At 64.1% G+C, this 26,162-nt stretch carries 24 protein-coding genes; 13 read left to right on the top strand and 11 right to left on the bottom strand.

The features are described from left to right. Positions 1-3: 3 nt before the first annotated feature. Positions 4-1,386, bottom strand: a complete 1,383-nt coding sequence (locus AC1DPX_RS02180; RefSeq protein ID WP_477234280.1) for an aspartate aminotransferase family protein — start codon at positions 1,384-1,386, stop codon at positions 4-6. A gap of 158 nt (positions 1,387-1,544) precedes the next feature. On the opposite strand from AC1DPX_RS02180, the gene AC1DPX_RS02175 reads away from it, so the two are divergent. After that, positions 1,545-1,997, top strand: coding sequence for a hypothetical protein (locus tag AC1DPX_RS02175; protein ID WP_477234278.1), 453 nt, complete (start codon positions 1,545-1,547; stop codon positions 1,995-1,997). Positions 1,998-2,015: 18 nt separating this feature from the next. Here the strand turns inward: AC1DPX_RS02175 and AC1DPX_RS02170 are convergent, their stop codons facing one another. After that, positions 2,016-2,447: a MarR family winged helix-turn-helix transcriptional regulator gene (locus AC1DPX_RS02170; RefSeq protein WP_477234276.1), complete on the bottom strand. Its 432-nt coding sequence runs from the start codon at positions 2,445-2,447 to the stop codon at positions 2,016-2,018. Between the two features lie 58 nt (positions 2,448-2,505). On the opposite strand from AC1DPX_RS02170, the gene AC1DPX_RS02165 reads away from it, so the two are divergent. After that, entirely contained in the window at positions 2,506-2,967 is a 462-nt protein-coding gene (locus AC1DPX_RS02165; RefSeq protein ID WP_477234274.1) for a hypothetical protein, read from the top strand. 2 nt (positions 2,968-2,969) lie between these two features. Here AC1DPX_RS02165 and AC1DPX_RS02160 read toward each other — a convergent pair whose 3' ends face one another. Beyond that, positions 2,970-3,944 carry a WD40 repeat domain-containing protein gene (locus AC1DPX_RS02160; protein ID WP_477234272.1) on the bottom strand — a complete coding sequence of 325 codons (975 nt, stop codon included), beginning with the start codon at positions 3,942-3,944 and terminating at the stop codon, positions 2,970-2,972. 250 nt (positions 3,945-4,194) lie between these two features. Continuing rightward, positions 4,195-5,262, bottom strand: coding sequence for a CobW family GTP-binding protein (locus AC1DPX_RS02155; RefSeq protein ID WP_477234270.1), 1,068 nt, complete (start codon positions 5,260-5,262; stop codon positions 4,195-4,197). A 400-nt stretch (positions 5,263-5,662) separates the two neighbouring features. On the opposite strand from AC1DPX_RS02155, the gene AC1DPX_RS02150 reads away from it, so the two are divergent. Next, positions 5,663-6,133 carry a MarR family winged helix-turn-helix transcriptional regulator gene (locus AC1DPX_RS02150; RefSeq protein ID WP_096452889.1) on the top strand — a complete coding sequence of 157 codons (471 nt, stop codon included), beginning with the start codon at positions 5,663-5,665 and terminating at the stop codon, positions 6,131-6,133. Here the strand turns inward: AC1DPX_RS02150 and AC1DPX_RS02145 are convergent, their stop codons facing one another. After that, complete coding sequence (locus AC1DPX_RS02145; RefSeq protein ID WP_477234269.1) at positions 6,134-7,006, bottom strand: AraC family transcriptional regulator; 873 nt, start codon at positions 7,004-7,006, stop codon at positions 6,134-6,136. A 52-nt stretch (positions 7,007-7,058) separates the two neighbouring features. Between AC1DPX_RS02145 and AC1DPX_RS02140 the strand changes: the two genes are divergently transcribed. The 5 genes from AC1DPX_RS02140 to AC1DPX_RS02120 all read left to right on the top strand — a co-directional run bounded on the left by AC1DPX_RS02140 (position 7,059) and on the right by AC1DPX_RS02120 (position 11,114). Next, positions 7,059-7,466 (top strand): DUF2000 family protein, encoded by a 408-nt coding sequence (locus tag AC1DPX_RS02140; RefSeq protein WP_477235719.1) that lies wholly within the window; start codon positions 7,059-7,061, stop codon positions 7,464-7,466. Positions 7,467-7,609: 143 nt separating this feature from the next. Beyond that, on the top strand, positions 7,610-8,551 hold the full coding sequence (locus AC1DPX_RS02135) for a DMT family transporter (protein WP_477234267.1): 942 nt from the start codon (positions 7,610-7,612) through the stop codon (positions 8,549-8,551). Between the two features lie 78 nt (positions 8,552-8,629). Then, on the top strand, positions 8,630-9,652 hold the full coding sequence (locus AC1DPX_RS02130; RefSeq protein ID WP_202359227.1) for a LacI family DNA-binding transcriptional regulator: 1,023 nt from the start codon (positions 8,630-8,632) through the stop codon (positions 9,650-9,652). Then, positions 9,649-10,632, top strand: a complete 984-nt coding sequence (locus AC1DPX_RS02125; protein WP_477234265.1) for a 2-hydroxyacid dehydrogenase — start codon at positions 9,649-9,651, stop codon at positions 10,630-10,632. Before AC1DPX_RS02130 ends, AC1DPX_RS02125 begins: the two co-directional genes overlap by 4 nt. Before the next feature lie 83 nt (positions 10,633-10,715). Next, positions 10,716-11,114, top strand: a complete 399-nt coding sequence (locus AC1DPX_RS02120) for a hypothetical protein (protein ID WP_202356612.1) — start codon at positions 10,716-10,718, stop codon at positions 11,112-11,114. Here AC1DPX_RS02120 and AC1DPX_RS02115 read toward each other — a convergent pair whose 3' ends face one another. Beyond that, positions 11,115-11,888: a gamma-glutamyl-gamma-aminobutyrate hydrolase family protein gene (locus AC1DPX_RS02115; RefSeq protein WP_032933969.1), complete on the bottom strand. Its 774-nt coding sequence runs from the start codon at positions 11,886-11,888 to the stop codon at positions 11,115-11,117. It lies immediately after the preceding gene. A gap of 264 nt (positions 11,889-12,152) precedes the next feature. Between AC1DPX_RS02115 and AC1DPX_RS02110 the strand changes: the two genes are divergently transcribed. Beyond that, positions 12,153-13,262: a TRAP transporter substrate-binding protein gene (locus AC1DPX_RS02110; RefSeq protein ID WP_202356611.1), complete on the top strand. Its 1,110-nt coding sequence runs from the start codon at positions 12,153-12,155 to the stop codon at positions 13,260-13,262. Between the two features lie 53 nt (positions 13,263-13,315). On the opposite strand, the gene AC1DPX_RS02105 is transcribed toward AC1DPX_RS02110, so the two are convergent. The 5 genes from AC1DPX_RS02105 to AC1DPX_RS02085 form a co-directional block, all read right to left on the bottom strand. After that, positions 13,316-13,690, bottom strand: coding sequence for a VOC family protein (locus AC1DPX_RS02105; RefSeq protein ID WP_477234264.1), 375 nt, complete (start codon positions 13,688-13,690; stop codon positions 13,316-13,318). Positions 13,691-13,960: 270 nt separating this feature from the next. Further along, the gene (locus AC1DPX_RS02100) at positions 13,961-14,989 is read right to left on the bottom strand and encodes a zinc-dependent alcohol dehydrogenase family protein (RefSeq protein WP_477234262.1); all 1,029 of its coding nucleotides are present in this window, start codon (positions 14,987-14,989) and stop codon (positions 13,961-13,963) included. A 13-nt stretch (positions 14,990-15,002) separates the two neighbouring features. Then, positions 15,003-16,793, bottom strand: coding sequence for a TRAP transporter large permease (locus AC1DPX_RS02095; RefSeq protein WP_202356608.1), 1,791 nt, complete (start codon positions 16,791-16,793; stop codon positions 15,003-15,005). Continuing rightward, on the bottom strand, positions 16,793-17,377 hold the full coding sequence (locus AC1DPX_RS02090) for a TRAP transporter small permease subunit (protein ID WP_477234260.1): 585 nt from the start codon (positions 17,375-17,377) through the stop codon (positions 16,793-16,795). Before AC1DPX_RS02090 ends, AC1DPX_RS02095 begins: the two co-directional genes overlap by 1 nt. 185 nt (positions 17,378-17,562) lie before the next feature. Continuing rightward, positions 17,563-18,468 (bottom strand): branched-chain amino acid ABC transporter permease, encoded by a 906-nt coding sequence (locus AC1DPX_RS02085; protein WP_477235717.1) that lies wholly within the window; start codon positions 18,466-18,468, stop codon positions 17,563-17,565. 144 nt (positions 18,469-18,612) lie between these two features. Here AC1DPX_RS02085 and AC1DPX_RS02080 point away from each other — a divergent pair, with 144 nt between their 5' ends. The 4 genes from AC1DPX_RS02080 (at position 18,613) to AC1DPX_RS02065 (ending at position 25,907) form a co-directional block, all read left to right on the top strand. Beyond that, complete coding sequence (locus AC1DPX_RS02080) at positions 18,613-19,224, top strand: CGNR zinc finger domain-containing protein (protein WP_477234258.1); 612 nt, start codon at positions 18,613-18,615, stop codon at positions 19,222-19,224. Then, the gene (locus AC1DPX_RS02075) at positions 19,217-19,750 is read left to right on the top strand and encodes a hypothetical protein (protein ID WP_202356605.1); all 534 of its coding nucleotides are present in this window, start codon (positions 19,217-19,219) and stop codon (positions 19,748-19,750) included. Before AC1DPX_RS02080 ends, AC1DPX_RS02075 begins: the two co-directional genes overlap by 8 nt. 219 nt (positions 19,751-19,969) lie before the next feature. Then, a complete protein-coding gene (locus AC1DPX_RS02070; RefSeq protein WP_477234256.1) occupies positions 19,970-23,449 on the top strand; it encodes an indolepyruvate ferredoxin oxidoreductase family protein in 3,480 nt (1,159 codons plus the stop codon). A 142-nt stretch (positions 23,450-23,591) separates the two neighbouring features. Further along, entirely contained in the window at positions 23,592-25,907 is a 2,316-nt protein-coding gene (locus AC1DPX_RS02065; protein ID WP_202356603.1) for a putative bifunctional diguanylate cyclase/phosphodiesterase, read from the top strand. Positions 25,908-26,162: the final 255 nt, after the last annotated feature.

The following is a 26,162-nucleotide window of genomic DNA, read 5'->3' as shown; positions in this document are numbered from 1 at the left end:
GTCTCATGCCGCAAGCTTCGCCGCAACCGCGCCGAAGGCGGCGATCAGCCGGTTGACCTGGGCGCCTTTGGTCGCCGGCGAGATCAGCATCATGTTGTGGAAGGGCGCGATCAGCACGCCGCGATTGACCAGCGCGACATGGATGGCGGCCTCCAGTTCCGGCGCATGCGCGGTCTCGGCTTGCGCGCCATTGCGCAACGGGCCGGGTGCGCAGATGAACTCGACGCGCGCACCGACGCGGGCCACATGCCAGGGCAGATTGTAACGGTCGATCACCCCGGTCAGCCCGGCATCCAGACGCCGCGCCAGATGATCCATGCGGTCATAATTCTCCGCCGTCATCACCTCTTCCAGCGTGGCGCGCATCGCCGCGAACTGCAGCGGGTTGGCCGACAGTGTCGTGCCCATGCCGGAATAGCCGGGCTCCTTGGTCCTGTTGTAGTCGACGTAGCGCGAGGCGACCTCGTCGCTCATGCCCCACACACTTGCCGGCACACCGCCGGCGATCGGCTTGCCCAGCACGAAGAAGTCCGGGTCCAGACCGTATTTTCTGGTGTAGCCGCCTGGGCCGGTCGAGATCGTGTGTGTCTCGTCGATCAGGAGCAGCGTACCGGTCGCGCGCGTCAGCCTGCGCAGCGCGTCATGGAAGCCGGGATCGGCCAGCACCATGCACGAATTGGTCAGCACCGGCTCGGCGATGACGCAGGCGACATCCCTGTCCTTGAGCGCTGCTTCAAGCGCCGCAATGTCGTTGAACTCGATGACCTTGGCCGTGCGGGTCAGGTCGCGGAACTCGCCCGCCAGACCTGGCCGGTTGACCGGCTTGCCGTCGATCAGCCGCACCATCGTCTCGTCGACCGAGCCGTGATAGCAGCCGTTGAAGACCAGGATCTTTTCGCGCCCCGTGACGGCACGGGCAACGCGCAGCGCGAAGCGGTTGGCGTCGGTCGCCGTCGTCGCGATCTGCCAGAACGGCAGGCCGAAACGCTGCTGCAGCAAAGGCCCGATGGCAAGCGCGTCTTCCGAAGGCAGCATATAGGTCAGGCCGCGTCCGGCCTGGCGACGGATCGCGCGCGCCACCGGCGGCGGCGAATGGCCGAACATCGAGCCGGTGTCGCCAAGGCAGAAATCGTCGAGCCTGTTGCCGTCTATGTCGGTGATCGCAGCGCCTTTGGCGCTGTCGACCAGGATCGGAAATGGCGTCGGCCAGTCGTTCATCCAGTGCATCGGCACGCCGCCGAAGAAGCCCGGCAGGCCGTTGCCGACCTTGGCTTGCGATTTCGGCCGCGCCTTGCGGAAGGCTGCGCCTTCGGTCTCGCGCAAGTGCGCGATGCGCTCGCGGCTGATGCCACCGATGGACGTCTTTGAACTGTCGTTGCTGTGCATGAAAACCCCTCTCGTCCGTCCCTCTTAGCCAATCCATGTCCGCAACCGCAATTGGCCGCGCGCTTGCCCTGCATTGGCTCAGCCTTTCCTATGGCGCTTGACCGTGCTGCCGAAGTCAGCGCCAATGTGAGTGGGAATCGGTGTGGGGGAACACAAAAATGCGCACGATCATCTGCGCGGCAATGCTTCTGGTCTCGACCGGCGCGGCCTTCGCCTCGGGCGGCATCTGGTGCAACGTCGACGATACGGCGGTGACATTCGACGTCGGCGCCGGCGTCACCAGGGGCATGGGCGGCCCGACCTTCAACTTCCGCGGCGATCTCGAAATCAAGGCGAGACCGGCTGGCGATGGATTGCGCAAGACGGTGTTCGAGGATTCCAACCTGACTCAGTACTGGCTCGACGACAAGGAACTGCGGCTGAACATCTACCACGAGCACGAGGTGGCAAACGCCTTCAATTCGGTCGAACTGACGATCCTGACCAAGGCCAGCGACGAAGGCGTCTATGACGGCCAGTACACGCTTGCCGTCTACGACAATGCCGCCGACACGGAGAAGGACGGCAAGCCGGTGGAGTTAACAGGCAAGGTATCGTGCGGGGCCGAGTAGGCTCGCCGGTCGATCGTGTCAGCCTGCCTGCATCGAGGCGATGGCGCGTCGCATCAGGTCGAGAAACACCAGCCGCTCCTCCTCGCTGAAGCCGGTCAGTGCCACCTCGTTCTGTGAGCGCGCGGCCTGCGTCGCCGGTTCGCGCAGGCCCACGGCTTTCGCGGTGAGGTGGATCGACTGCGAGCGGCCGTCTTCGGGGTGCAGGCGTCGTTCGATCAACCCGTCACGTTCCATGCGGATCAGCGTGTTGGCCATCGTCGCCTGTTCCACGTTGAGGCGCTGCACGAGTTCGCGTTGCGTCAGGCCATCTTCATCCCACAGCGCCAGCAGCGTCATGAACTGGGCGGGCGCCAGGCCGAGCGGCCGGATGCGCTGCTGCAGCCCGTTGGCAAACAACCGCGCCATGTGGTTGGCCAGGAATCCGGCGGATCGTTCCTTCTGAAATGTCATGCCCGCCAGATAATAGTTGAATAGCATGCTATGCAATGATATATAGCTTGCTATGGAGATGAAAGTGAAAACCAGAATTCATGCGGCGGCGGGCGCCGTCGCGCTCATCACGGTTTCTGTGTTCTGGCTGTCGACGGCAACGGTTGAACTGCTCGGGGACACGGCCGCGATCGCAACGGTCAAAAACTCTGTGCTGGCCGGCATGGCGGTGCTCATCCCGGCGATGATCATCGCCGGCGCGTCGGGCTTCTCGCTCGGCAAGGGCTGGAAGAGCCCGGCCGTGGCACGCAAGAAGTGGCGCATGCGCATCATCGCCGCCAATGGATTGCTGGTGCTCGTGCCCTCGGCCTACCTGCTCAGCAGCTTTGCCACGGCCGGCCGCTTCGACAATCTTTTCACGATCGTCCAGGCGATCGAACTGCTAGCCGGCGCCACGAATATCGCACTGCTGTCGCTCAACATGCGCGATGGGCTGTCGCTGCGGCGGAAACCTGTTCGGCTGGCTACGCAGGCGCGGTGAGATCAGGCCGTGATGTCGATGACGCCGCAATCACCGGCCGCACTGCCGAAGGCGATGCGACGTTCTTCCTTGTCCCACATCATCGAGGTGATGGCGCCCTTGCCTTGCCGGCGCAACAGCACTTCCTTGGAGTCGGCGAAGCGTGCGGCGATCACCATCCCGTCCTCGTAGCCGATGGCGACGACATCCTGGCTTGGATGGCAGGCAACCGAGGTCACCATCGTGTTGCCGCGCGTGCCGAGTTCCAGCGGCGCCTTGCCCATCGGCCCGTCCTTGCCCGAAAACGGCCAGACGATCGCCGCCGGTGCCCCGGAGCTCGCCAGCCATTTGCCTTTGACGCTCCATGACAGGCTTTTGACCTTGCCGGGATAGCCGGTCATGCGCATGTGCTTGCCGTCGGCGAGCTTCCAGCCATGCAGGGCATTTTCCTGCATGGTGGTGACGAGGAAGGCGCCGTCCGGCGAGAAGGTAATGCCGGTATGGGCGCCGGCCCATTCGAGCTCCACCGGCTTGCCCTCGGCGGCCGGGAAGTGCAGCGTCGCGCCATTATAGCGGGCGACACCGAAGCGCATGCCCTTGGGCGAAAACGCCAGCCCCTCGACCGAGCGCGGATGGGCAAATTCCCTGGTCTTGCCATCGGCGAAGCGCACGAAAGCGGTCTTGCCCGTGGCATAGGCGATGGCGCCCTGCGGCCCGGCGGCAACGCTGGTGATCCACTTTTTGCCGGCGCTCGCCACGTCCTGGGCATCGCCGCCTGCCTTGATGGCAAACACCTTGCCATCCTCGCCGCCGGTAATCAGCCGGTCGTTGGCCGCATCGTGGAAGGCGGCCAGCAGCCCATCATTGGCCTGTACCGTCTTGTGGCCGTTGTCGAGCCGATGGATGGCGCCGTCGGCCAGCGCGAAATGCGGCACGTCGCCAAGGAAGACGGCGGCAACGCAATGGCCTTCGAGGTCGAGGGGGGCAACTGTGGGCATCAGAACCATTCCAATGAAATTTGTCGCCAACCCCAAGAAGGCGCCAGCGCGGCCAGGTGTGGCGCCAACCTTCTCCCCTTGTGGGAGAAGGTGGATCGGCGCGTAGCGCCGAGCCGGATGAGGGGTGTGTGACCGAACGCCGTCAGTGCCAAGCTGGAACACCCCTCATCCGACCTCGCTTCGCGAGGCCACCTTCTCCCACAAGGGGAGAAGGAAGAAGGGGCAGCGCTAGCGCCATAAAGTCAGGAAATCAAGCCGCCTGGCAGGCGTCAAAACTCTTCTTCAGCCGCTCGGCGTCGAGTTCGCGGCCGATAAACACCAGCCGGCTCTCATGCTTCTCGCCGACCTTCCAGGCGCGCTGGTGGTCGCCCTCGATGATCATGTGCACGCCTTGGATGACGTAGCGCTCATCATCGCCCTTCAAGGCAATGATGCCCTTCAGCCGCAGGATGTTGGGGCCTTCCATCTGGGTGATCTTCTCGATCCATGGGAAGAACTTCTTCGGGTCCATCTCGCCACCGCGCAGCGACACCGACTGCACCGTCACGTCGTGGATGTCGGACGGATGCGCGTGGTCGTGGTGATGATGGTCATGCCCGTCATGATCATGATGGTCATGGTCGTGATGATCGTGGTCGTGGCCATGATGATGGTGGTCGTCATGCGCCTCGAGGAAATGCGGGTCGTTTTCCAGTGCGCGGGCAAGATCGAAGGCGCCGCGGTCGAGCACTTCCGACAGGGCGACGCCGGCGCGCGTCGTGCGATGGATCCTGGCCGCCGGATTGATGGCGCGGATGGTCGCCTCGACCTTGGCGAGCTCTTCGGGGGTGACGAGGTCGGTCTTGTTGAGCACGACGACATCGGCGAAGGCGATCTGGTCCTCGGCTTCCTTGGAATCCTTAAGCCTGAGCGGCAGATGCTTGGCATCGACCAGCGCCACCACCGCATCGAGCTTGGTCTTGGAGCGCACATCGTCGTCCATGAAGAAGGTCTGCGCAACCGGCACCGGATCGGCGAGACCGGTGGTCTCGACGACGATGGCGTCGAAGCGGCCGGGCCGGCGCATCAGGCCTTCGACGACGCGGATCAGGTCGCCGCGCACCGTGCAGCAGACGCAGCCATTGTTCATCTCGTAGATTTCCTCGTCGGATTCCACGATCAGGTCGTTGTCGATGCCGATTTCGCCGAATTCGTTGACGATGACCGCGTAACGCTTGCCATGGTTCTCCGACAGGATGCGGTTGAGCAGCGTCGTCTTGCCGGCGCCGAGATAGCCGGTGAGAACGGTTACGGGAATCTGCGTCTGTGCGTCGCTCATGGCTTGCCTCGAGATGACTGGGCCTTGAAATCCAGGCCACGAAAAAGGGGTTGTCGGTTCCATATAGGATGTGTGCGGGGCTTTTGCACGGGGCAAACCGATGGGCCAAAGCTGTCGGGCCGGCCACTGGGATATTGGCATGCCGGACGGCCATGGGAGCGCGCCTTGCTGGTGAGCAAAACGCGTCTCATGCCCCGCGCGCCCCGCCCTTGCGGCGATTCCTGTGCGGCGAAAAGTCGTTTGTCATCTAACTGAAATAAACATCTGGCATTAGCCACGGCGGGCACCGCAATGCTTGCCGGCAAAGCTGTTTCATGCGCCGGATTCTTTTTATCGTCGATTGCCAACCGGCCGGCTGCGTCTATGCTGTCGCCACCGGTATGGCCGAAGAGGGATGACCATGGCCAAGGCGGACAAGACTGCAACAATGAGCCGGCTGCATTCTGCGGCCAGGCTGGCAAGAACCGCGCTGGCGGCCCGGCTCCTGGCGCACGGCTTCTATGCCGGCCAGGATCAGATCATGCTGGCGCTCGACCGCGAGGACGGCCAGACGCCCGGCAATCTGGCTGGTCGCCTGGGCGTTCGCCCGCCCACCATCACCAAGACCATCAACCGGCTGCAGGCGCAGGGCTTTCTGGAAAAGCGCGCCTCCGAGGCCGATGCCCGCCAGGCCCATATCTTCCTCACCGACAGCGGCCGCGAAACCATCCGCGCCATCGAGAAGTCGGTCAAGAAGACCGAAAAGCAGGCGCTGAAGGGCCTCGACAAGAAGGACCAGAAGGCGCTGTTCAAGCTGCTGGCCCGCATCGAGGCCAACCTCTCCAACGAGGAGCTGGAGCTGATCGACGACGACGCCGAGTCGGACGACTGATCAGGCCGCCGCCGGGGCCGAGTCCCGGATCAGTGAGGACCAGCGTCCCGGCGTCATGCCGAACGCTTTCTTGAATTGCCTGTTGAAGTGGCTCTGGTCGGTGAAGCCGGCCTCCACCGCGATCTGCGCCAGGGGCTCGCCGGCGGCCATCATCCGCCGCGCGCGCTGAAGCCGGCGCATCACCAGGAAACGATGCGGGCTGGTCGAGAAGGCGGCGCGGAAATGCCTCGACAAGGCATAGCGGTCGAGCCCGGTGACGGCCTCCAGTTCGCCGGAGCGCACGGCCCGCGTTGCGTTCTCCGTCAGATAGTCCCGCGCCAGCGCCGCCGCCCGCCACGCCGTCCTCGCCATCGGCTTTGCCGGCTGGCCGGCATGGCGTGCCAGGCCGTGCATCAGTTGCGTGAGGAAATCGTCGACGAACAGCTCGTCGAGTTCCTGCTGCAGCGGCCCCAGCGCTGAAAGCAGCGTCGTGCAGAAGGCGTCGTCCCTCACCACCGCATCCCTGACAAAGGGCAGGGATGCGCCGCCAAGGCAGTCAAGCATCAGCGACGGTTCGAGATAGAGCATCCTGTAGCGCAATCCGTCCTCGGTGCCGGCGCCGCCATCATGCAGTTCGTCGGGATGCAGCACGATGATCTGCCCAGGCAGGCTTGACCGCGTCGCGCCGCGATAGCGAAAGGTCTGCACGCCCTGCAGCGTCACCCCGATCGCGTAAGTGTCATGACGATGCAGGTCGAAGGCGCTGCCGTGAAAGCGCGCCTCGATCCGCTCCATGCCGGCGGGGTCGGGTGCGGAGATGATGCAGTTCTCCGCCGCCTCGGCGCACAAACGTCCAAGACCCTCGAAGGCCTGCCGGTCTAGTTCGAACGACATCGTCTCTTTCAGCCCCGCAATCGGGGCACAACCTCGAATGGTCCATTTTCTCATGTTCGATACGAAATTTGCAATCGTGCTGCAGGAAGACTTGCCCGTCTGGCAGAAACTCAACGTCACCGCCTTTTTGACCAGCGGCGTCGTCGCGCAGTTTCCCGACATCATCGGCGAGCCCTATCGCGACCGCTCAGGCAATCTCTACAATCCCCTGTCGATCCAGCCGGTCATCGTGCTGTCGGCCGACCAGACGACGCTCGCAACGATCCATCGGCGCGCGCTGGAGCGCGGCGTGACGACGTCGCTCTATGTCGAGGAGATGTTTTCCACCGGCTTCGATGCCGCCAACCGCGCCGTCTTTGCGGAGTTCGCGCCTGAAGATGCCAAGGTGGTCGGCATCGCGCTGCGCGCCGAGAAGAAGGTGGTCGACAAGATCACCAAAGGCGCCCGCATGCAGGCATAGCGTGGGAAGCCTGGACTAAGCCTGGCGGCTTCTATTGTTGTGCCAGCGAGCTCAGGCGCGCGGCCGCGGCCGACAATTGGCTTGCCGGCACGCTACAATTCCCGCAAAGGTGGGCTCCAGCCCCGCTTTTCCCCGGCCTGCACGTGAATGCTTCCCAAAGATATGTCGAGAGCGCGACGCCGCCGGTGGCGATCCTGTGCATGCTCACCACCTATATCTTCTTCACCTTCCTCGACACCTCGAGCAAATATCTCGTCCTGGCCGGCGTCTCCGCGCTGATCGTCGCCTGGGTGCGCTTTGCCGTGCATGTCGTTCTGGTCGGCACCCTCCTGCGCGGCTGGCGCGATCCGATGCGGTTTCGCCCGGTCAACCTGCCGGCGCATGTGCTGCGCGGCGTGTTCCTGTTCGGCTCGACCATGTGCAACATCCTGGCCCTGCGCTCCCTGCAGCTGGCCGAGACGACGTCGATCTATTTCTTCGGGCCGATGGTGATCACCGCGCTTGCCGGCCCGCTGCTCGGCGAATGGGCCGGCTGGCGGCGCTGGCTGGCCATCCTGGCCGCCTTCGCCGGGGTCCTGATCATCACAAGGCCAGGTGTCGGCGTCTTCGGCATCGGGCATCTCTTCGCACTCGGCTCGATGCTGTGGAACTGCTTCTACGTGATCATGACGCGGCGCATGTCGTCGACCGAGACGTCGGAAAGCTTGATCCTGTTTTCCGCACTGGCGCCGACGGTGCTGCTTCTGCCCATGCTGCCGTTTTCCTTCTCCCTGCCGCATGATGGCTGGCACTGGTTCGTCCTGCTCATGCTTGGCGTGTTCGGCGGTGTCGGGCACTGGCTGCTGGTGCAGGCCTACCGGCTGGCAACCACCACGGCGCTCGCCCCCTATCCCTATTCGCAGATGGTCTGGATGATCATTTCCGGCTGGATCGTCTTCAAGCAGTTCCCGGACCGCTGGACGCTGGTCGGCGCCGCGATCATCGTCGCCAGCGGCCTCTACATCGTCCACCGCGAGCACCGGCTGCGGCTGCGGAGCCGCGCGGCCTCCGATGTCGAGGCCGAGGCGCTGGCAAAAAAACTTTGATTTGCCCCCGATCGGTGGCATAACGCCGCCTTTAAACTGTTTAGGTCCCAATACAGTTCGTTCGGGGGGCGCAAGGCGCTGGCACAAAAAATCAAGCTTTCGACGATCGCCGATGCACTCGGCGTGTCCACGGCCACCGTGTCGCTGGCGCTGCGCGACAGTCCGCTGGTTGCCGGCTCGACGCGCGACCGCATCAAGGAACATGCGCGCGCCATCGGCTATATCTACAATCGCCGCGCCGCCAGCCTGCGCACCTCGCGCTCGGGCATTGTCGGCGTCGTCGTGCACGACATCATGAACCCGTTCTTCGCCGAAATCCTGCGCTCGATCGAAAGCGAACTCGACCGCAGCCGGCAGACTTTCATCCTGTCTAATCACTACGACCAGCTCGAAAAGCAGCGCACCTTCATCGACACGCTGCTGCAGCTCGGCGCCGACGGCGTCATCATGTCGCCGGCCATCGGCACCCCGGCCGCGGACATCCTGATGGCCGAGGAGAACGGCCTGCCGGCGGTGCTGATCGCGCGCACCGTCGAGGGCGCCGACGTGCCGGTGTTTCGCGGCGACGATTCCTACGGCACCGGGCTTGCCACCAACCATCTGATCTCGCTCGGCCACAAGCGCATCGCCATGATCGGCGGCACCGACCAGACTTCCACCGGCCGCGACCGCTACCAGGGCTATGTCAACGCCATGGAGGCTGCCGGGCTTGAAGTCAGGCCGTCCTGGCGCATCGCCGGCCCGCGCACCAAACAGGCCGGCTTCGAGGCCGCCGGGCAGTTCCTGGCGCTGAAGGACAGGCCGACCGCCGCATGCTGCTGGAACGACCTTGTCGCCATTGGCCTGATGAACGGCATTGCGCGCGCTGGCCTGGTGCCGGGCGTCGACATTTCCGTCACCGGCTATGACGATCTCGAGGAGGCGGCGATCGCCACGCCGGCGCTGACCACCGTTTGGAACGGCCAGCGCGAGGTCGGCCGCCGCGCCGCCAGCGCGCTGCTCGACAAGCTCAACGGGCAGACGGTGCGGCCCTCGCAGGAATTGATCAAGCCGGAACTGCATGTGCGCCAGTCGACCGGCAAGCCGGTGGAGCGGGCATGACCAAGGCCGAAGAACTGCAAGCCGTCGCCATTCTGGTGCCGGCGGACTTCAGCGACCATGCCGTCCGGCGCATCGACCGTACCTTCAAACAGGTCAGGATCGAGCGCGCCGATCCGGCGCTGGTAACCGACGAGATGCGCCGCACGGTGCGCGGCATTGCCTCCTTTGCCGGCATCAGCGCGGCAATGATGGATGCGCTGCCCCATCTCGAACTCATCGCCTCCTTCGGCGTCGGCTATGATTCGGTCGATGTCGGCCATGCCGCGGCGAAGAACATCATGGTCACCAACACGCCCGACGTGCTGACCGAGGAGGTCGCCGACACCGCGATCGGCCTGTTGATCAACACGATCCGGGACCTGCCACGCGCGGAAAACTGGCTGCGTGACGGCAGCTGGGTTCGCAAGGGCAACTATCCGCTGAGCCGGCTGACCTTGCGCGCGCGTCGCGTCGGGATTTTCGGCATGGGCCGCATCGGACAGGCCATTGCCCGGCGACTTGAAGCGTTCGGCCTGCCCGTCGCCTATCACAACCGGCGTCGGGTCGAGGGTCTTGCCTACGAGTATCATCCGACGCTGAAGGGTCTGGCGGAAGCGGTCGATACGCTGATTTCGGTGGCGCCTGGCGGGGCTTCGACGCAGAAGGCGGTCAATGCCGAGATCCTGTCGGCGCTTGGCGCCAACGGCGTCTTCGTCAATATCGGCCGCGGCAGCACGGTCGACGAGGCAGCACTCGCGGCAGCCCTTGCCGACGGCACCATCGCCGCCGCCGGGCTCGATGTCTTCGCCGACGAACCCAACGTGCCCAAGGCCTTGCTCGACGCCTCCAACGCCTCCCTGTTGCCGCATGTCGGCTCGGCCTCGGAGCACACGCGCCGCGCCATGGCCGATCTGTGCGTCGACAATCTGGTATCCTGGTTCACCGAGCGCCGGCCGCAGACGCCGGTGCCCGAGACGGCGCATGTGAAGGCACGTGGCTGACCGGCGATTTGCCACATTTATTAACGCCGGCTTAACCCTTTGAAATCATTCTTCATCCTGCGCGTTCGCGTGGATGAAGAATGATGAAAACGCTTTCCGCATTGATTGCCGCCGTCGCCTTGTTTGGCGGCGTTCAACTGTTTCATGACGGCAATGGGCAGAGCGTCGCCAAAGAGGTCACGCCGTCCAACACCTACAGGCTGGTCGCCAATGGCAATGAGGGGACCTGCGCGGTGAGCCGCGGGGCCGAGATTTCGGATCGCCTGTCCCTGCTCACTGTTGCTCCGACATGCCGTCGTCTGATGCCTGGCATAGAACGGGCAAAGTTCTGGCGCGAACAGAATGACGGCACGGTCGCCTTCAGCGCCAACGGCATCGATCCGATCGTCACCTTCGCCGTGGCCGATGGCGACGGTTACGAATCCTATGCCCCGGCCGCGCCCTTGCTGTCGCTGGCGGGCGAGCGCAGGACCGGAGACTGATTACTCCGCCGCTGCCCGCGAGCCAGCTTTGGCGGCGGCGTGCAAACGCACCGCGTCGCCGAAGGCGCGGAAGATCTTGGCCGAGTTGCTGTCCGAGTTGACCCAGTACTCCGGATGCCACTGGACACCGACGGCGAAGGCGCGGGCGCCCTTGACCGAAACCGCTTCGACCGTGCCGTCGGTGGCGACAGCCTCGATCTCGAGCTTCGACCCGAGCCGGTCGATCGCCTGGCGGTGCAAGGAATTGACCTTGATCTCACCGGCGCCGAACACGCCGGCCAGGCAGCTGCCCGGCTTGATCGAAATGGTCTGGTGGATGGCGAAGCGCTCATCCTGCTTGTCGCTCACCGGCGCGCGGTGGTCGAGCGAACCCTCGCGTTCCTGGATCTCGGTGCCCAGCGTGCCGCCGAGCGCGACATTGAGTTCCTGGATGCCGCGGCAAATGGCAAGCAGCGGCACACCGCGCTCGATCGCCCTGCGGATCAGCGGCAGCGTGGTGGCGTCACGCGCCGGATCATAGGGACCGTTGGCTTCGCTGGCATCGCCGCCGTAGAGCGAGGGGTGCACGTTGGATTTCGAGCCGGTGACCATGACGCCGTCGACCGAGGACAAGAGTTCGTCGAAGTCGAGCCTGTCGCCGAAGGACGGCACCAGCAGCGGGAACACGCCGGCTCCGGCAACCGCCGCTTCCAGATATTGCTGCGGGGCGGCATGCCAGGTGTAGTTGTCGAACTGACGGACGTCGGTCGATATGGCGACGAGCGGCTGGTGCATTTTGGGTCTGTTTTCCATCTGGCAGGGGATGTTCTGCCTCCAAAATAGGCGATCCCCGGGCATTTTTCCATGCCAAGTTTCAGCGTGTCGCATGGGCCACGAAATCCCCTGTTAGACTATAGTTGCAGGGCCGCATGGCTTGGTTACCAAATCAGACCGCCGTGCTGGACTAGACTTCTCGGCTGTGTATTGTTTCGGCCAACCGATGCGGGAGCTCGAGGATTTCCCGGATGTCGGTCTGTTGATCCAAAAGGGAGGAACTGCATGGATCGTCGTTCATTCATCCGCAAGGCCGGCGTGACCGGCGTCGGCGCCGCGGCGGCGGCGGCAACGCTTGCGGCCCCGGCAATAGCCCAGTCAAATCCCAAGGTGACATGGCGGCTGGCGTCGTCCTTCCCGAAGTCGCTCGACACCATCTATGGCGGCGCCGAGGTGTTCTCCAAGATGCTGTCGGAAGCCACTGACGGCAATTTCCAGATCCAGGTCTTTGCCGCCGGTGAACTCGTGCCCGGCCTGCAGGCCGCCGACGCCACCACGGCCGGCACAGTCGAGGCCTGCCACACGGTGGCATATTATTACTGGGGCAAGGACCCGACATGGGCGCTGGGTGCCGCGGTACCCTTTTCGCTCAACGCGCGCGGCATGAATGCCTGGCACTACCATGGCGGCGGCATCGACCTGTTCAATGAGTTCCTCGCCACGCAAGGTCTCTTCGGCCTGCCAGGCGGCAACACCGGCGTCCAGATGGGCGGCTGGTTCCGCAAGGAAATCAACACGGTCGCCGACCTCTCGGGCCTCAAGATGCGCATCGGCGGCTTCGCCGGCAAGGTGGTGCAGAAGCTCGGCGTCGTGCCGCAGCAGATCGCCGGCGGCGACATCTATCCGGCGCTGGAAAAAGGCACCATCGACGCCGCCGAATGGGTCGGCCCCTATGACGACGAGAAGCTCGGCTTCTACAAGGTCGCGCCCTATTACTACTATCCCGGCTGGTGGGAAGGCGGGCCGACCGTGCATTTGATGTTCAACAAGGCGAAGTACGAAGAACTGTCGCCGGCCTACAAATCGCTGCTGCGCACCGCCGCACAGGCCACCGACGCCGACATGCTGCAGAAATACGACTATGTGAACCCTCCAGCGGTGAAACGGCTGGTGGCCGGCGGCGCCAAGCTGCGTCCGTTCAGCCAGGACATCATGGCCGCCTGCTTCGAAAAGGCCAACGAGGTCTATGCCGAAATGGAGGCCTCGAACGCGCCGTTCAAGAAGATCTGGGAATCGATCAAGGGCTTCCGCAAGGAGCACTATCTCTGGGCGCAGGTCGCCGAATACAATTACGACACCTTCATGATGGTCCAGCAGCGCAACGGCAAGCTGTAGAACAGTCCCATCGCATCAAGAGACCCCGGGCGAAACGCCCGGGGTCTCTCTTTTCAGGTGCGCGAGGAACCGACCTCGACCGGTATTCCGCCCGGCGCCATGCAGTAGAAGGTCGTCGAGTTGAAGCCGCCGCGCGTCAGGTCCTCGACCTCGCCCGGCGCGAAGCCTGCTTCGGTCAATTCGGCCTGCTTGGCGTGTACAAGGTCCGGGCTGGCGACGAAAAAGCCGACATGAAAATTGTCGGGATAGGTAGCAGGACCTCCCTTGCCCGGCGTCATTACGTTGAGAGCAAAGCCATCGGCTCCGCGCAGGATGGCGAAGGCATCCTTGCCGCGCATGGCGACGAGTTCGAAGCCGAAATGGCTGGTGAAGAAGCCGGCGAGAGCCGCGACTTCCGATGTGATGAGGTTGAGGTGGTTCAGTTTCATGGTCTTTGTCCTGTCACGGTTTGAAACGCGGACAGGCTTGGCTGCAGACCGAGAACCGGCGGGACCGTGGCATCAGGAAATCCGGACATGACCCAACCGGCCCACGGGCTTTCGCCTCGCTTGCCGGCCGCGGGTCCCCCCGCATTATTCATGCGCGGAACAGGCCTCCGTTCAAAAACGGAAGAGACCGGACTACCGAACCGGTCATGTCTTTTTCGGCACGCGCTGAATAGCGTACGGGCCTGCCCTCGGCAAGTGCAACTGCCACGTTCAGCGGCGGCCTGGCACCACCAGCACCTTGACCTCGCCCGGCGCCGGCGGATTGGCGATCACGTCGGCCGCCTCTTCGAGCGGCACTTGCCTCGAGATCAGCCGGTCGATCTCGATCGCACCCGAGGCGATGAGCTCGGCGGCGCGGCGGTGCGTGTAGGGATTGAGGAACGAGCCGACCACCTTCAATTCGCGAAACAGCAGGTCGAAGGGCTCGAATTCCGCCTTCATGCCTTGCGGTGTCACGCCGACGATGACGACCGTGCCGCCGGCTCTTGCCAGCCGCATCGACTGCTCGACGGTGTCGCGCACGCCAGCGCATTCGAACACCACGTCGACGCCGCCGGGCATCAGCCCCGCTGGCCCGGCAATGGCGTCGATGACATCGCCGGCCGAGGGATCGACTGTCGCCGTCGCACCGAGTTCCTCGGCAAGCGCCCGCCGCGAAGCCTGCCTGGTCGACAGGATGATGGTCGTGGCGCCGGCCAGTTTTGCCAATTGCACGGTCAGCAGGCCGATCACGCCACCGCCCAGCACGATCACCGAGCTGCCCGGCCTGATTTCTGCAAGGTCGACGCCATGCATGCAGCAGCCGAGCGGCTCGCAGAAGGCGCCATGCGTCGGCGCCAATTCGGCGGGCAGGATGAAAGCCTGTTTCTGCGGCAGCACCACATACTCGGCAAAGCCGCCGTCGCGGTGGATCCCGATGGCGTTGAGATTGCGGCAGAGATTGACCCGGCCGGCATGGCAATGCAGGCATCGCCCGCAGGCGATGTTGGGATCGCCGGTGACACGGTCGCCGACGGCAAAGCCGGATACGGCGCTGCCGGTCGCCTCGATGATGCCGGAGAATTCATGTCCCGGCGTCACCGGCGGCCGGCAGGGAAACTCGCCATGGAAAAGATGCCGGTCGGTGCCGCAGACACCGCAGGCCTCGATCCGCACCAGAAGCTCGTCCGGGCCGGGCGCGGGCTTGGCGACCTCGCGCAATGCGATGCTGCCAACCGCCTCCAGCCGCACCGCTTTCATGGCCTCGTCTCCATCAGTTGAAGCTCGGCGGCTGCGAAAGGTCCGGCGCCGGCGTTGCCGGCTTGGCCGGCGGCGCATCGCCGAAACTCGGCGGTTGCGACAGGTCCGGCGTGCCGGGCGCGGCCGGTGCGCTGCCGCCATTGGCTGGGGCCGTGCCACCAGCCGGCGGTGTACCGAGTGGCGACAGGCCGGGCACTTCCGGCACCTTGTAGTCGATCGTGCCCGGATCGATCACCGTGCCCTTGTAGCGCATCACCATTTGCGGGAAGGCGATGGTCAGCCCGATCATCACCACCTGGATCAGCACGAAGGGCACCGCGCCCCAATAGATCTGGCCTGTCGTCACCGGCGCGATCTGCTTGCCGGTGATGCGGTCGAGATAGGGCACACGCGCCGCGACCGAGCGCAGGTAGAACAGTGCGAAGCCGAAGGGCGGATGCATGAAGCTGGTTTGCATGTTGACGCCGAGCAGCACGCCGAACCAGATCAGGTCGATGCCGAGCTTGTCGGCCGCCGGCGCCAGCAACGGCACGATGATGAAGGCCAGTTCGAAGAAGTCGAGGAAGAAGGCCAGGAAGAAGACGAGGATGTTGACGCCGATCAGGAAGCCGACTTCGCCGCCCGGCAGCGAGGTCAAAAGGTGCTCGACCCAGATCTGGCCGTTGACGCCGTAGAAGGTCAGCGAGAACACCCGCGCGCCGATCAGGATGAACAGCACGAAGGACGACAGCCGCGTCGTCGAGGCCAGCGCCTGCTTGATCACGTCAAGCGACAGCCGGCCCTTTGCCGCGGCCATGGCCAGTGCGCCGACCGCGCCCATGGCGCCGCCTTCTGTCGGCGTGGCAATGCCGAGGAAGATGGTGCCCAGCACCAGGAAGATCAGCGCCAGCGGCGGGATCAGCACGATGACGACCTGCTGCGCCAGCCGCGACATCATGTTGATGTTCAGCCTCCTGTCGGCGATCGCCACGACATAGATCAGGATCACACCGACGCAGGCGCCAAGAATATCGGCATTGTCGCCATGGGCCGGCGCCAGATAGCTGTACGCCGCATAGGAAACGGCCACCGCCACCGCCAGCGCCACCAGCAACGACATCACGCCATGGCCAAGCGTGCGTGCTTCGAGCGGCAGCGCCGGCACCATTTTCGGCCGGAAGATCGACACGATGAGGATGTAAAGCGCGTAGAGGCCGGTGAGCACCAGGCCCGGGATCAGCGCGCCGGCATACATGTCGCCGACCGAGCGGCCGAGCTGGTCGGCCAGCACGATCAGCACCAGCGAGGGCGGGATGATCTGGGCGAGCGTTCCGGAGGCGGCGATGACGCCGGACGCCAGCCGGCGGTCATAGCCATAGCGCAGCATGATCGGCAGTGAGATCAGCCCCATGGCGATGACGGATGCCGCCACCACGCCGGTGGTCGCCGCCAGCAACGCGCCGACGAAGATCACCGCATAGGCGAGACCGCCGCGGATCGGCCCGAACAGCTGGCCGATCGTGTCGAGCAGGTCCTCGGCCATCCCAGATCGTTCGAGCACGATACCCATGAAGGTGAAGAACGGAATGGCCAGCAGCGTGTCGTTCGACATCACCCGGCTGCCGTAGAAATTGTCCGGCAGCGCATAGAGCAGCGGCCAGGCGAGGTTGATCGCGCCGCCCGAATAGGGCGTCAAAAGCACGCCTATGAAGAAGAACATCAAGCCATTCGCAGCCAGCGAAAAGGCGACGGGATAGCCGATCAGCATGAACAGGATCAGCGAGGCGAACATGATCGGCGCCATGTTCTGGGCGATGAATTCCATCACGAGCGCACCTCGTCGGCGAGCGCCTTGGCTTCGAGCTCAGCCTGTTCGTGCGCGGAAATGAAGGGGTTGGGATCATCCAGGACGCCGCGCATGATGGCGATCTTCTTGATGATTTCGGAGATGCCTTGCAGCGCCAGAAGGAAAAAGCCGACCAGCAGGATGGCCTTGGCCGGCCAGACGATCAGCCCGCCGGAATTATTGGACATCTCGCCGCTGCGGATCGACAGCGACACATAGGGAACGAAATAGATGACCATCAGCGTCACGAACGGCATCAGGAACAGGATATGGCCGAGGAGGTCGATCCAGTGCTGCACGCGGCGTGAAAACAGGCCGTAGACGATGTCGATGCGGATATGCTCGTTCTGCTTCAGCGTATAGGCGGCGGCCAGCATGAAGGCGGCGCCGAACAGGTACCATTGCAGCTCGAGCCACGCATTCGACGAAGTGTCGAAGACCTTGCGGATGACGGCGTTGGCCGCGCTCACCAGGATCGCCAGCAGGATCAGCCAGGATACCGATTTGCCGATGAATTCGTTGGCGCGATCGATCGCCCTGGATAGAGCGAGAAGCCCTGCCATGCATTCCTCCCTTTTGTCGGAGGCGTGTCGGCTCCCCCTTCTTCCGTCACGCCGCTTGGTCCAACGGTATGCCGCGCGTGGACTGACGGGTCAACAAGGATGGGAGCAACAAAACAGCATCAAATGAAAGCGAGGGGCGGAGACCGGCGGTGTGCCCCGGCGTCATGCAACCAAAGTCTGATGGTTCAGACGATTTTGCTGGTGTCGCGGCCGGCGCCGATCAGGATCAGCATGGCCACCAGGAACAGATACATCCACGCATCGCGCCATTCGATCGGGAAATATCCGGCCCACAGTGATTCGGCCATGCCGAAGGCGGCCGCGCCAAGCGCTGCCCGCGACGGCGAGAGATAGCCGCCGACCGCCGTCACGAACAGGATCTTCAGGCCATAGACGAGGCCGGACCCGAAGCTGACATTGCCGTAGTAGAGGCTGGCCATGACGCCGGCCAGCGCGGCGCAGAAGCCGCCGAGCAGCACGGCATGGCGGAACACGCCGCGCACATCGACGCCGCACAAGGCAGCGGCGCGCGGGTCGTCGGAGACGGCGCGCCAGCGTCGGCCGAAGCTGGAGCGCGCAAACGCTGAGGTGGCGAGTATGACCGCGGCCAGCACCACCGCGCAGTCGAGCACCTGGATCAGCGTCAGCGTCGCCTTGAAGCCGGCGCCTTCGGCGAAAACGATGGGCTGCGCCAGCATCGGCGGCAGCCACAGATCATGCGTGTCGGCCGCGATGCGGCTTCCCTCCGACAGCACGATCAGGATGCCGAGCGTCGTCACCACGATGGCGTTGGGCGAGCGGTCGGCCAACGGCTCGAAGACGCTGCGCGACAGGACGTGGCTGATCAGCGCGGCATACAGGAATGCCGCGACCACACCGAACAGCACCGACGCCAGCAGCGTCAGCCACAGCATTTGGTAGGCGAAGGCGACGCTCAGGATCATGGCTTGGCCGCTAAAGGCGAACAGCGCCCCATAGGCGAGGTTGGTCCGGTGCAGGATGCCGTTGATCAGCACGTAACCGAAGGCGAGCAGCGCGTAGAGCGCGCCGGAATGCAGCCCGTTCAGCACCTGCTGGAAGAAATAGAGCATGCTTAACAACACCAGAAGCATCTCGCCGACAGCGGTTTGGAACGGCGGAATGCTCGAGACAAAGGCAACGGTACCGTGTGCAGCGGAGGTTTGCATCGCCGAATCTAACTTGTCAAATGCGATTTATCGGTTAGATTTTGCGGCATGACAGTTGCCTGGACCCCGCATCGCTTCACCGGCGGCCTGCTTGCGCTCGATACGGCTAACACCGTCGTCCTGCGCGGCGATCCGGAGCGCACGTTCGACCGTTTCGACGATCCAGCCGAAATCGCCCGCTTCGCCGACGCGGCTAGCGGCTTTCGCGCCGCCGAACTTGGCGACAGGCGGCTGACGGTGTCTTCGCCGACGGCAATCGCGCCCGTCGTGCTGTCGATCCGCGAGACGACCGACCGGCTGTTTCGCGGCGCGGTTTCGAAGGGCGCGGTCGCCACGGCCGACCTGCCCGATTTCCTGCGCGCCTGCGCCGAGGGCCTGGCCGGCAGCCGGACCGAGGTCGGCGTGCCGGGAAGGCCGTTCGGCGATCCGGCGGTGCCGATCGCTTTCGAGGCGGCGCTCGCGGTCTCGGCCCTTTCGCTGCTGCGCGACGACACCGTCGCAAGGCTCAGGATCTGCCCCAACTGCACCTGGCTGTTCGTCGACAGAAGCCGCAATTCCAGCCGCCTTTGGTGCGACATGGCGGTGTGCGGCAACCGGCAGAAGGCAAGTCGTCATTATCGCCGCCGCCGCATGGCGGCCCATGAGGTCAAGAATGCCTAGAGGATTTTCACGCGCGCTCGTTGCCGGCGCCATTCTGATTGCCGCAGCGACGCTCGGCGCCTGCCGCGATACCGGCGGCGACGGCAAGCTGTTCGAGGTCTCCGGCAAGATATTCATCTTCAACTACCGTCTCGCCAGGGCGACCTATGTCGTGACATTGCGCCCCTTGCAGCCCATGGGCGAGGGCCAGGTGGCGGTTGCCAGCTTCCAGAACCCCGCCGGTGGCGAGCCGTTGGTGGTTGAGCAGAAGGTCTGGCCGAAGCTCGACAAAGTCAGCCTGGAGAGCCCGGCGCTGACCTGCATCGTCAAGAACAAGCCCTATGCCATCGCCATCAGCATCAAGGGTCCCGACGGCGCGGTGCTGCAGAAGATCGACACGACGCTGATGTCGACGGAAGACCAGTCGATCCTGCCCGACCGGCCGCTGGTCATGGACCAGCTCTATACGGCCAATCCCGACCTCGCTGGCCATCCCGACGGCAAGCTGCCGGGCGAGCCGAAGCCGGATTGCTCGAAAGCCGGCTGACGCCTTCCGGCGGCATCGATTCCGGCCGGAGTTTTCGTTCGCCGTCATGCTGTCGGTGTGTGGTTTCATGCGTGGCCCGGCACCCGCTGGACCGTTTGTTGCGCTTTGCCTGGTCCCTGCGATTTTGTTTGACCTCACTTGCAAGGGGAGAAAGGATGCGTCATCCGACCCCGACGTTGGCTGCTTGCCCCCGCGCGGCCTTCGCAGAGGAAATGCCTGATGACGCTGCACGATGTCGCGCTCGACGACAAGTTCGACCTCGGGAAGGAGCGCATCTTCCTGTCCGGCGCGCAGGCGGTCATCCGCATGCTCCTGATGCAGCGCGAGCGCGACCGCCGCGCCGGCCTCACCACGGCCGGCTTCGTCTCCGGCTATCGCGGCTCGCCACTCGGCGGCCTCGACATGCAGCTGTGGAAGGCGAAGAAGCAGCTAGCCGGCGCTGACATCGTCTTCCAGCCCGGGCTCAACGAAGAGCTTGCCGCCACCGCCTGCTGGGGATCGCAGCAGACGGAACTGCTGGGCGAGGGCACCCATGACGGTGTCTTTTCCGTCTGGTACGGCAAGGGCCCGGGCGTCGATCGTTCGGGAGATGTGTTCCGCCATGCCAATCTCGCCGGCTCGTCCAAGCATGGCGGCGTGCTTGCGCTCATGGGCGACGACCACATGGCCGAATCCTCGACCAACGCGCACGCCACCGAATTCCTCTTCGTCGACACCATGGTGCCGATCCTCAATCCGGCCGGCGTCCAGGAAATCATCGATTACGGCCTGTACGGCTTTGCCATGTCACGTTTCGCCGGCACCTGGGCGGCGATCAAATGCGTCAAGGACAACATCGAATCGACGGCCTCGGTCGATGCCTCGCTCGAACGCTTGAACATTGTCGTGCCGGAGTTCGACATGCCGCCGGGCGGCCTCAACATTCGCCACGAGATCGACATGCTGGGCCAGGAGGAGCGGCTGCACGAATACAAGCGTGCCGCGGCCTCCGCCTTCATCCATGCCAACGGGCTGAACCGCATCGTCTATTCCGGCGGCCGCAACCCCAAGCTCGGCATTATCACGCTGGGCAAGAGCTATCTCGATGTCCGCCAGGCGCTGGAGGATATCGGCATCGACGAGGCCGCCGCCAACCGCATCGGCGTGCGGCTGTTCAAGGTCGGCTGCCCGTGGCCGCTCGACCTGCATCACATCGCCGACTTTGCCCGCGGCCTCGACACCATCGTCGTCGTCGAGGAGAAGCGTTCGCTGATCGAGGTGCAGCTGCGCGAACGCCTCTACGGCACCGCCTCGCAGCCGGTCATCGTCGGCAAGAAGGACGAGCGTGGCGACTGGCTGTTTCCGGCCAAGGGCGCGCTGGATCCCAACGAGATCGCCATTGCCCTTGGCGAGAGGATCGTCAAGACCATCGGCCCGTCGGAGGAGATCTCGGCGCGGGTGGGCAAGCTGCGCCAGTTCCAGGCCATGCTGGCGGACGCCACCGACATCGGTTCGCGCACGCCTTTCTTCTGTTCGGGCTGTCCCCATAATTCCTCGACCAAGGTGCCCGACGGTTCGATCGCCGCCGCCGGCATAGGCTGCCATTTCATGGCGCTGTGGATGGACCGCAACACGCTGGGCTTCACGGCCATGGGCGGCGAGGGCGCGCAATGGGTCGGCCAGGCGCCGTTCTCGAAGCGCGGCCACATCTTCCAGAATCTCGGCGACGGCACCTACAATCATTCCGGCACGCTGGCGATCCGCTTCGCTTTGTCGAGCGAAGCCAACATCACCTACAAGATCCTCTACAATGACGCGGTGGCCATGACCGGCGGCCAGCCGCATGAGGGCGGGCTGACGGTAGACATGATCGCCAGGCAGGTGCGGGCCGAGGGCGTCGACCGCATCGCCATCGTCACCGACGAACCGGACAAATACGCCGGCAAGGCCGAATTTCCGGCCGGCGCCACCATCCATCACCGCGACGACCTCGATCTGGTCCAGCGCGAGCTGCGCGACGTCAAGGGCGTGTCGATCCTACTCTATGACCAGACCTGCGCTGCGGAAAAACGCCGGCGCCGCAAACGCGGCACCTTTCCCGATCCCGACAAGCGCGTCTTCATCAACGAGTTGGTCTGCGAAGGCTGCGGTGACTGCGGCGTACAGTCGAACTGCGTCTCGATCCAGCCGGTGGAGACCGAATTCGGCCGCAAGCGCAAGATCGACCAGTCGAGCTGCAACAAGGATTTCTCCTGCGTCAACGGCTTCTGCCCGTCCTTCGTCACCGTGCACGGCGCCAAGATCCGCAAGGCGGAAGGCCTTGCCGGCAAGACCGATCCGCTTGACGGCGTGCCCACACCGGCCGAGTTCCCGCTTGGCGAGCAAGGCTGGGCGGCGATCATCGACGGCGTCGGCGGCACCGGCGTCGTCACTGTCGGCGCCGTGCTCGGCATGGCGGCTCATCTGGAGGACAAAGGCTGCGGCATGATCGACATGGCCGGCCTCGCCCAGAAGGGCGGCTCGGTGTTCACCCATGTCCGCATCGCCCGCACGCCGGACGACATCCATGCCATCCGCGTTTCGGCGGGCAAGGCCGACCTCGTGCTTGGCTGCGATCTCGTCGTGTCGGGCGCCAAGAAGGTGCTCACCGCTGTGCGCGAGGGCCATACGATCTTCCTCGCCAACACCGCCGAGATCATGCCCGGCGAGTTTGCCCGTTCGGCCGATTTCTCCTTGCCGATCGAACGCCTGAAGAAGGCGATCCGCGCCGCCGCCGGCGACGACAAGGCGCATTTCTTCGATGCCACCCGCACCGCCACGGCGCTGTTCGGCAATTCGCTCGGCGCCAACATGTTCATGCTCGGCTTTGCCTTCCAGCATGGCGGCCTGCCGCTGTCGGCCGAGGCTGTCGAGCGGGCCATCGAGCTCAACGGCGAAGCGGTGGCCATGAACATCGCCGCCTTCCGCTGGGGCCGCCGCGCGGCGCACCAGCCGGATTTCGTGCGCGGTCTCGTCGCCCAGCCGGGCAAGGCGGGACAGACCGCCCCGATCGCGCAGACGCTGGACGAGATCATCGCCCGCCGTGTCGCCTTCCTGAGCGCCTATCAGAACGCCGGCTACGGCAAGCGCTATGCCGACAGGCTTTCGCTGCTGCGCGCCGCGGAGGCCAAGGCCGTGCCCGGTTCGACCGTAGTGACCGAAGCGGCCGCCAGGAACCTGTTCAAGCTGATGGCGATCAAGGACGAGTACGAGGTGGCGCGGCTCTACACCGACGGCTCTTTCGCCGCCGAGCTTGGCAAACAGTTCCAGAGCTATGAAAAACTCGAATTCCATCTTGCCCCGCCGATCATGGGCCGTCGCGGCAATGACGGAAGCCCTCGGAAGTCGAGCTTCGGCCCGTGGATGATGAAGGGTTTCCGCCTGCTGGCGGCGCTGAAGGGCCTGCGCGGCACTGCTTTCGACCTGTTCGGCTACACCGCCGAACGGCGCATGGAACGGCAGCTTTTGGCGCAATATGAGGGTGATCTCGAACTCGTCATCAGGTCGCTGGCGCCTGGCAAGGCCGAGGCGGCGGTTGCCCTGGTCTCGGTCCCCTCGCTCATTCGTGGTTATGGCCATGTCCGGCAGGCGAGCGTCCAAAAAGCCGCGGGCGAGCGTCAAAGGCTGCTCGAGCGCCTGTCGAGCGCCCCGACGCAGGCGGAACTTCAAGCCGCCGAGTGATGGATACGCCTTGTTTACCTGAAGCTTGATTTTCCTGGCCTGTCCTGCATTTGCGGCCCCCTGGCACCTCAGTCGAAGTCCCTGTTCTAAGCCTTTCTTAAGGCGGGTGTGACATGACAAGGCTTAGCGTTGGGCCGACAATATGGGCAGGACAAAAACCGAGAACATCCCCGCGGATGTTTATATCCAGTTTGTGCGGTCGTTGTTCGACAACGCCCACATGCTGGTAATCGGCGGCGTATGCTACTGGATCCTCGGATTCATGATCTATTTGCGTACGCAAAACCCTTTGTTCCTGGGTTTTTCGTTTGGTCTGCTGTCCATCAGCCTTTTCCGTTACTCCGGCATTCGCGGCTTTCGGAAGGCGGGCGGCGTAATAGCCAATGTCGAAGAGGCGCGGCGGTGGGAGCGCACCTATATCCTGAAGGGCAGCCTGCAAGGCCTCGGCCTGGGCGCGCTGTGTTTCATATCGATCTATGTCTATCCCGATCCGTTTGCCGAACTGGCCGCGACGTCGCTGGCCATCGCAACCCTGGTGACGGTTGTTGGCCGCAACTACGGCTCTCCGCTCATGGTGCGGATTTTTTCCGTGACGTTCATTGGTCCGGCGGCACTTGCGCTGCTGCTGCGCATGGATGTTCCCTCGGTCGTTCTCGGGTTGATGATCATCCCGCTGACGTTCATCACGATCAACAGCGCCGACCACGTCCGCAACGTGCTTTTCTCGGCTGTCATCGGCCATAAGGAAGCGAGGAAGCTGGCGCACAGGTTCGACCGCGCCCTCAACACCATGTCGCACGGCCTCGTCATGCTCGGACCCAATGGCCGGGTGGCGGTGGCCAATGCCGAAGCCGCCCATCTGATGTCGCTCAAGTCCGCGAATGCGCTGCTTGGGCGGTCGATCCATGGCCTTTTGATGCGCGGCGTCGCCGGCGGCATGCTGGCGCCGAAGGACTGCCGCTACATCGAGGCGCAGCTGACGCGGGCCTTGCGCGAAGGCCGCGACCGCAAGGTCCTGGTGTCGCTGGCCAATGGCCAGCATTATGAATTCTCGGCCCGCGAAGGCAGCCAGGAACTCGGCGTCATCACCTTCGAGGACGTGACGGCGCGCGTCGAGGCGGAAGACAAGATCCGCTTCATGGCGCGTTACGACAATCTCACCGGCCTGCCCAACCGTGCCTATTTCCACGAACTGGTCGGCGAGGCGATGGCGTCGGGCGATCGCGACCGTTTCTGCGGCCTGGCCGTGCTCGACCTCGACGATTTCAAGAGCGTCAACGACACGCTCGGCCATCCGATCGGCGACGGGCTGATCTACGCGGTTGCCGAGCGTCTTGCCGCCGTTGCCGGGCAAGGCATCACCGTCAGCCGTTTCGGCGGCGACGAATTCATGATCTTCTTCGACCGCATCGAGGATGAGAGCCATCTGACCACGCAGATCGACGAGATCTTCGCGGCGTTGCAGGGCGAGGTGGACGTCGCCGGCCACGGGTTGCGCATCCAGACCAGCGGCGGCGCGGTGTTGGCACGGGTCAGGGACAGCGATGTCGACGCCATGATCGTCAAGGCGGATCTGGCGCTTTACAAGGCCAAGGAGCTTGGCAAGAACGGCTGGCGGCTGTTCGAGGCGGCGATGGACGCCGCGTTCCGCAACCGACAGCTGATGAAGGCGGATCTGCGCAGCGCGGTGGAAAGCAAGAGCCTGCGGGTCGTCTATCAGCCGATCGTGGCGATGAACACCATGCGCATCGCCAGCTGCGAGGCGCTGTGCCGCTGGGATCATCCCGACCTCGGACCGATTTCGCCGGGCATCTTCATTCCGCTGGCCGAGGAAATGGGCATCATTTCCGAAATCAGCACTTTCGTGCTGCAGGCGGCCTGCACCGAATGCGCCAAATGGCCTGATCAGACCAGCGTCTCGGTCAACCTGTCGGCCAAGGATTTCCGCAGCCGCGACGTCATCCAGAAGGTTCGCGATGCGCTGGCGAGCTCCGGCCTCGCCGCCGGCCGGCTGGAGATCGAAGTCACCGAAACGGCACTGCTCGACGACAAGTCGCTGACGCGTCAGTATATCGAGGAGCTGAAACAGATCGGTGTTCGCATTGCGCTCGACGATTTCGGCACCGGCTATTCGAGCCTGAGCTACCTCCACAAGCTGCCGCTCGACAAGATCAAGATCGACCGTTCGTTCCTGATGGACGTCACCCAGAACGCGCGTTCGCTGGAATTGCTCAAGGGTATCGTCAATCTGTCACGGCCACTGGGCCTTTCCGTGACAGTCGAAGGCGTCGAGACCTTCGAACAGCTCAAGATCCTGGCCTTGCAGGTCAAACCGGATCTCGTGCAAGGCTTCCTCTTCGGTGCCGCGCTCAGTGCATCGGGTATCGAGACGATGTCGAATGTCACCTGGCCGTTCGCGGCCGACCTGCGTCGCGCCGGCAAACGGACAGCCGTTTAGCTCCGTCATTTCGCCGCGCGTATAATTCTTTCGATTCAAGCAACGCCCTTGATATCGACCTCAGGCAAATTTGCTTGGCTCGTCGTCTCGCCGCGATCTTGCTTTTGCGCGATGTTGCCCGAAAAGGCCCTTCCCGGAACCTGGCTCACGCGCCTGTTTGTCGAGGCGCGATGTCTTGGAGGTGATGAACGCGTCGGTTCCAGGCGCGCTGCTCGCCAGGATTCTCAACGGGCGCGGCCGTTAAGGTTAACATAA

Source organism: Mesorhizobium sp. 01N446, assembly GCF_056399285.1.
The sequence above is the reverse complement of the archived record's forward strand: the minus strand, read 5'-3'. Positions and strand labels throughout refer to the sequence as shown.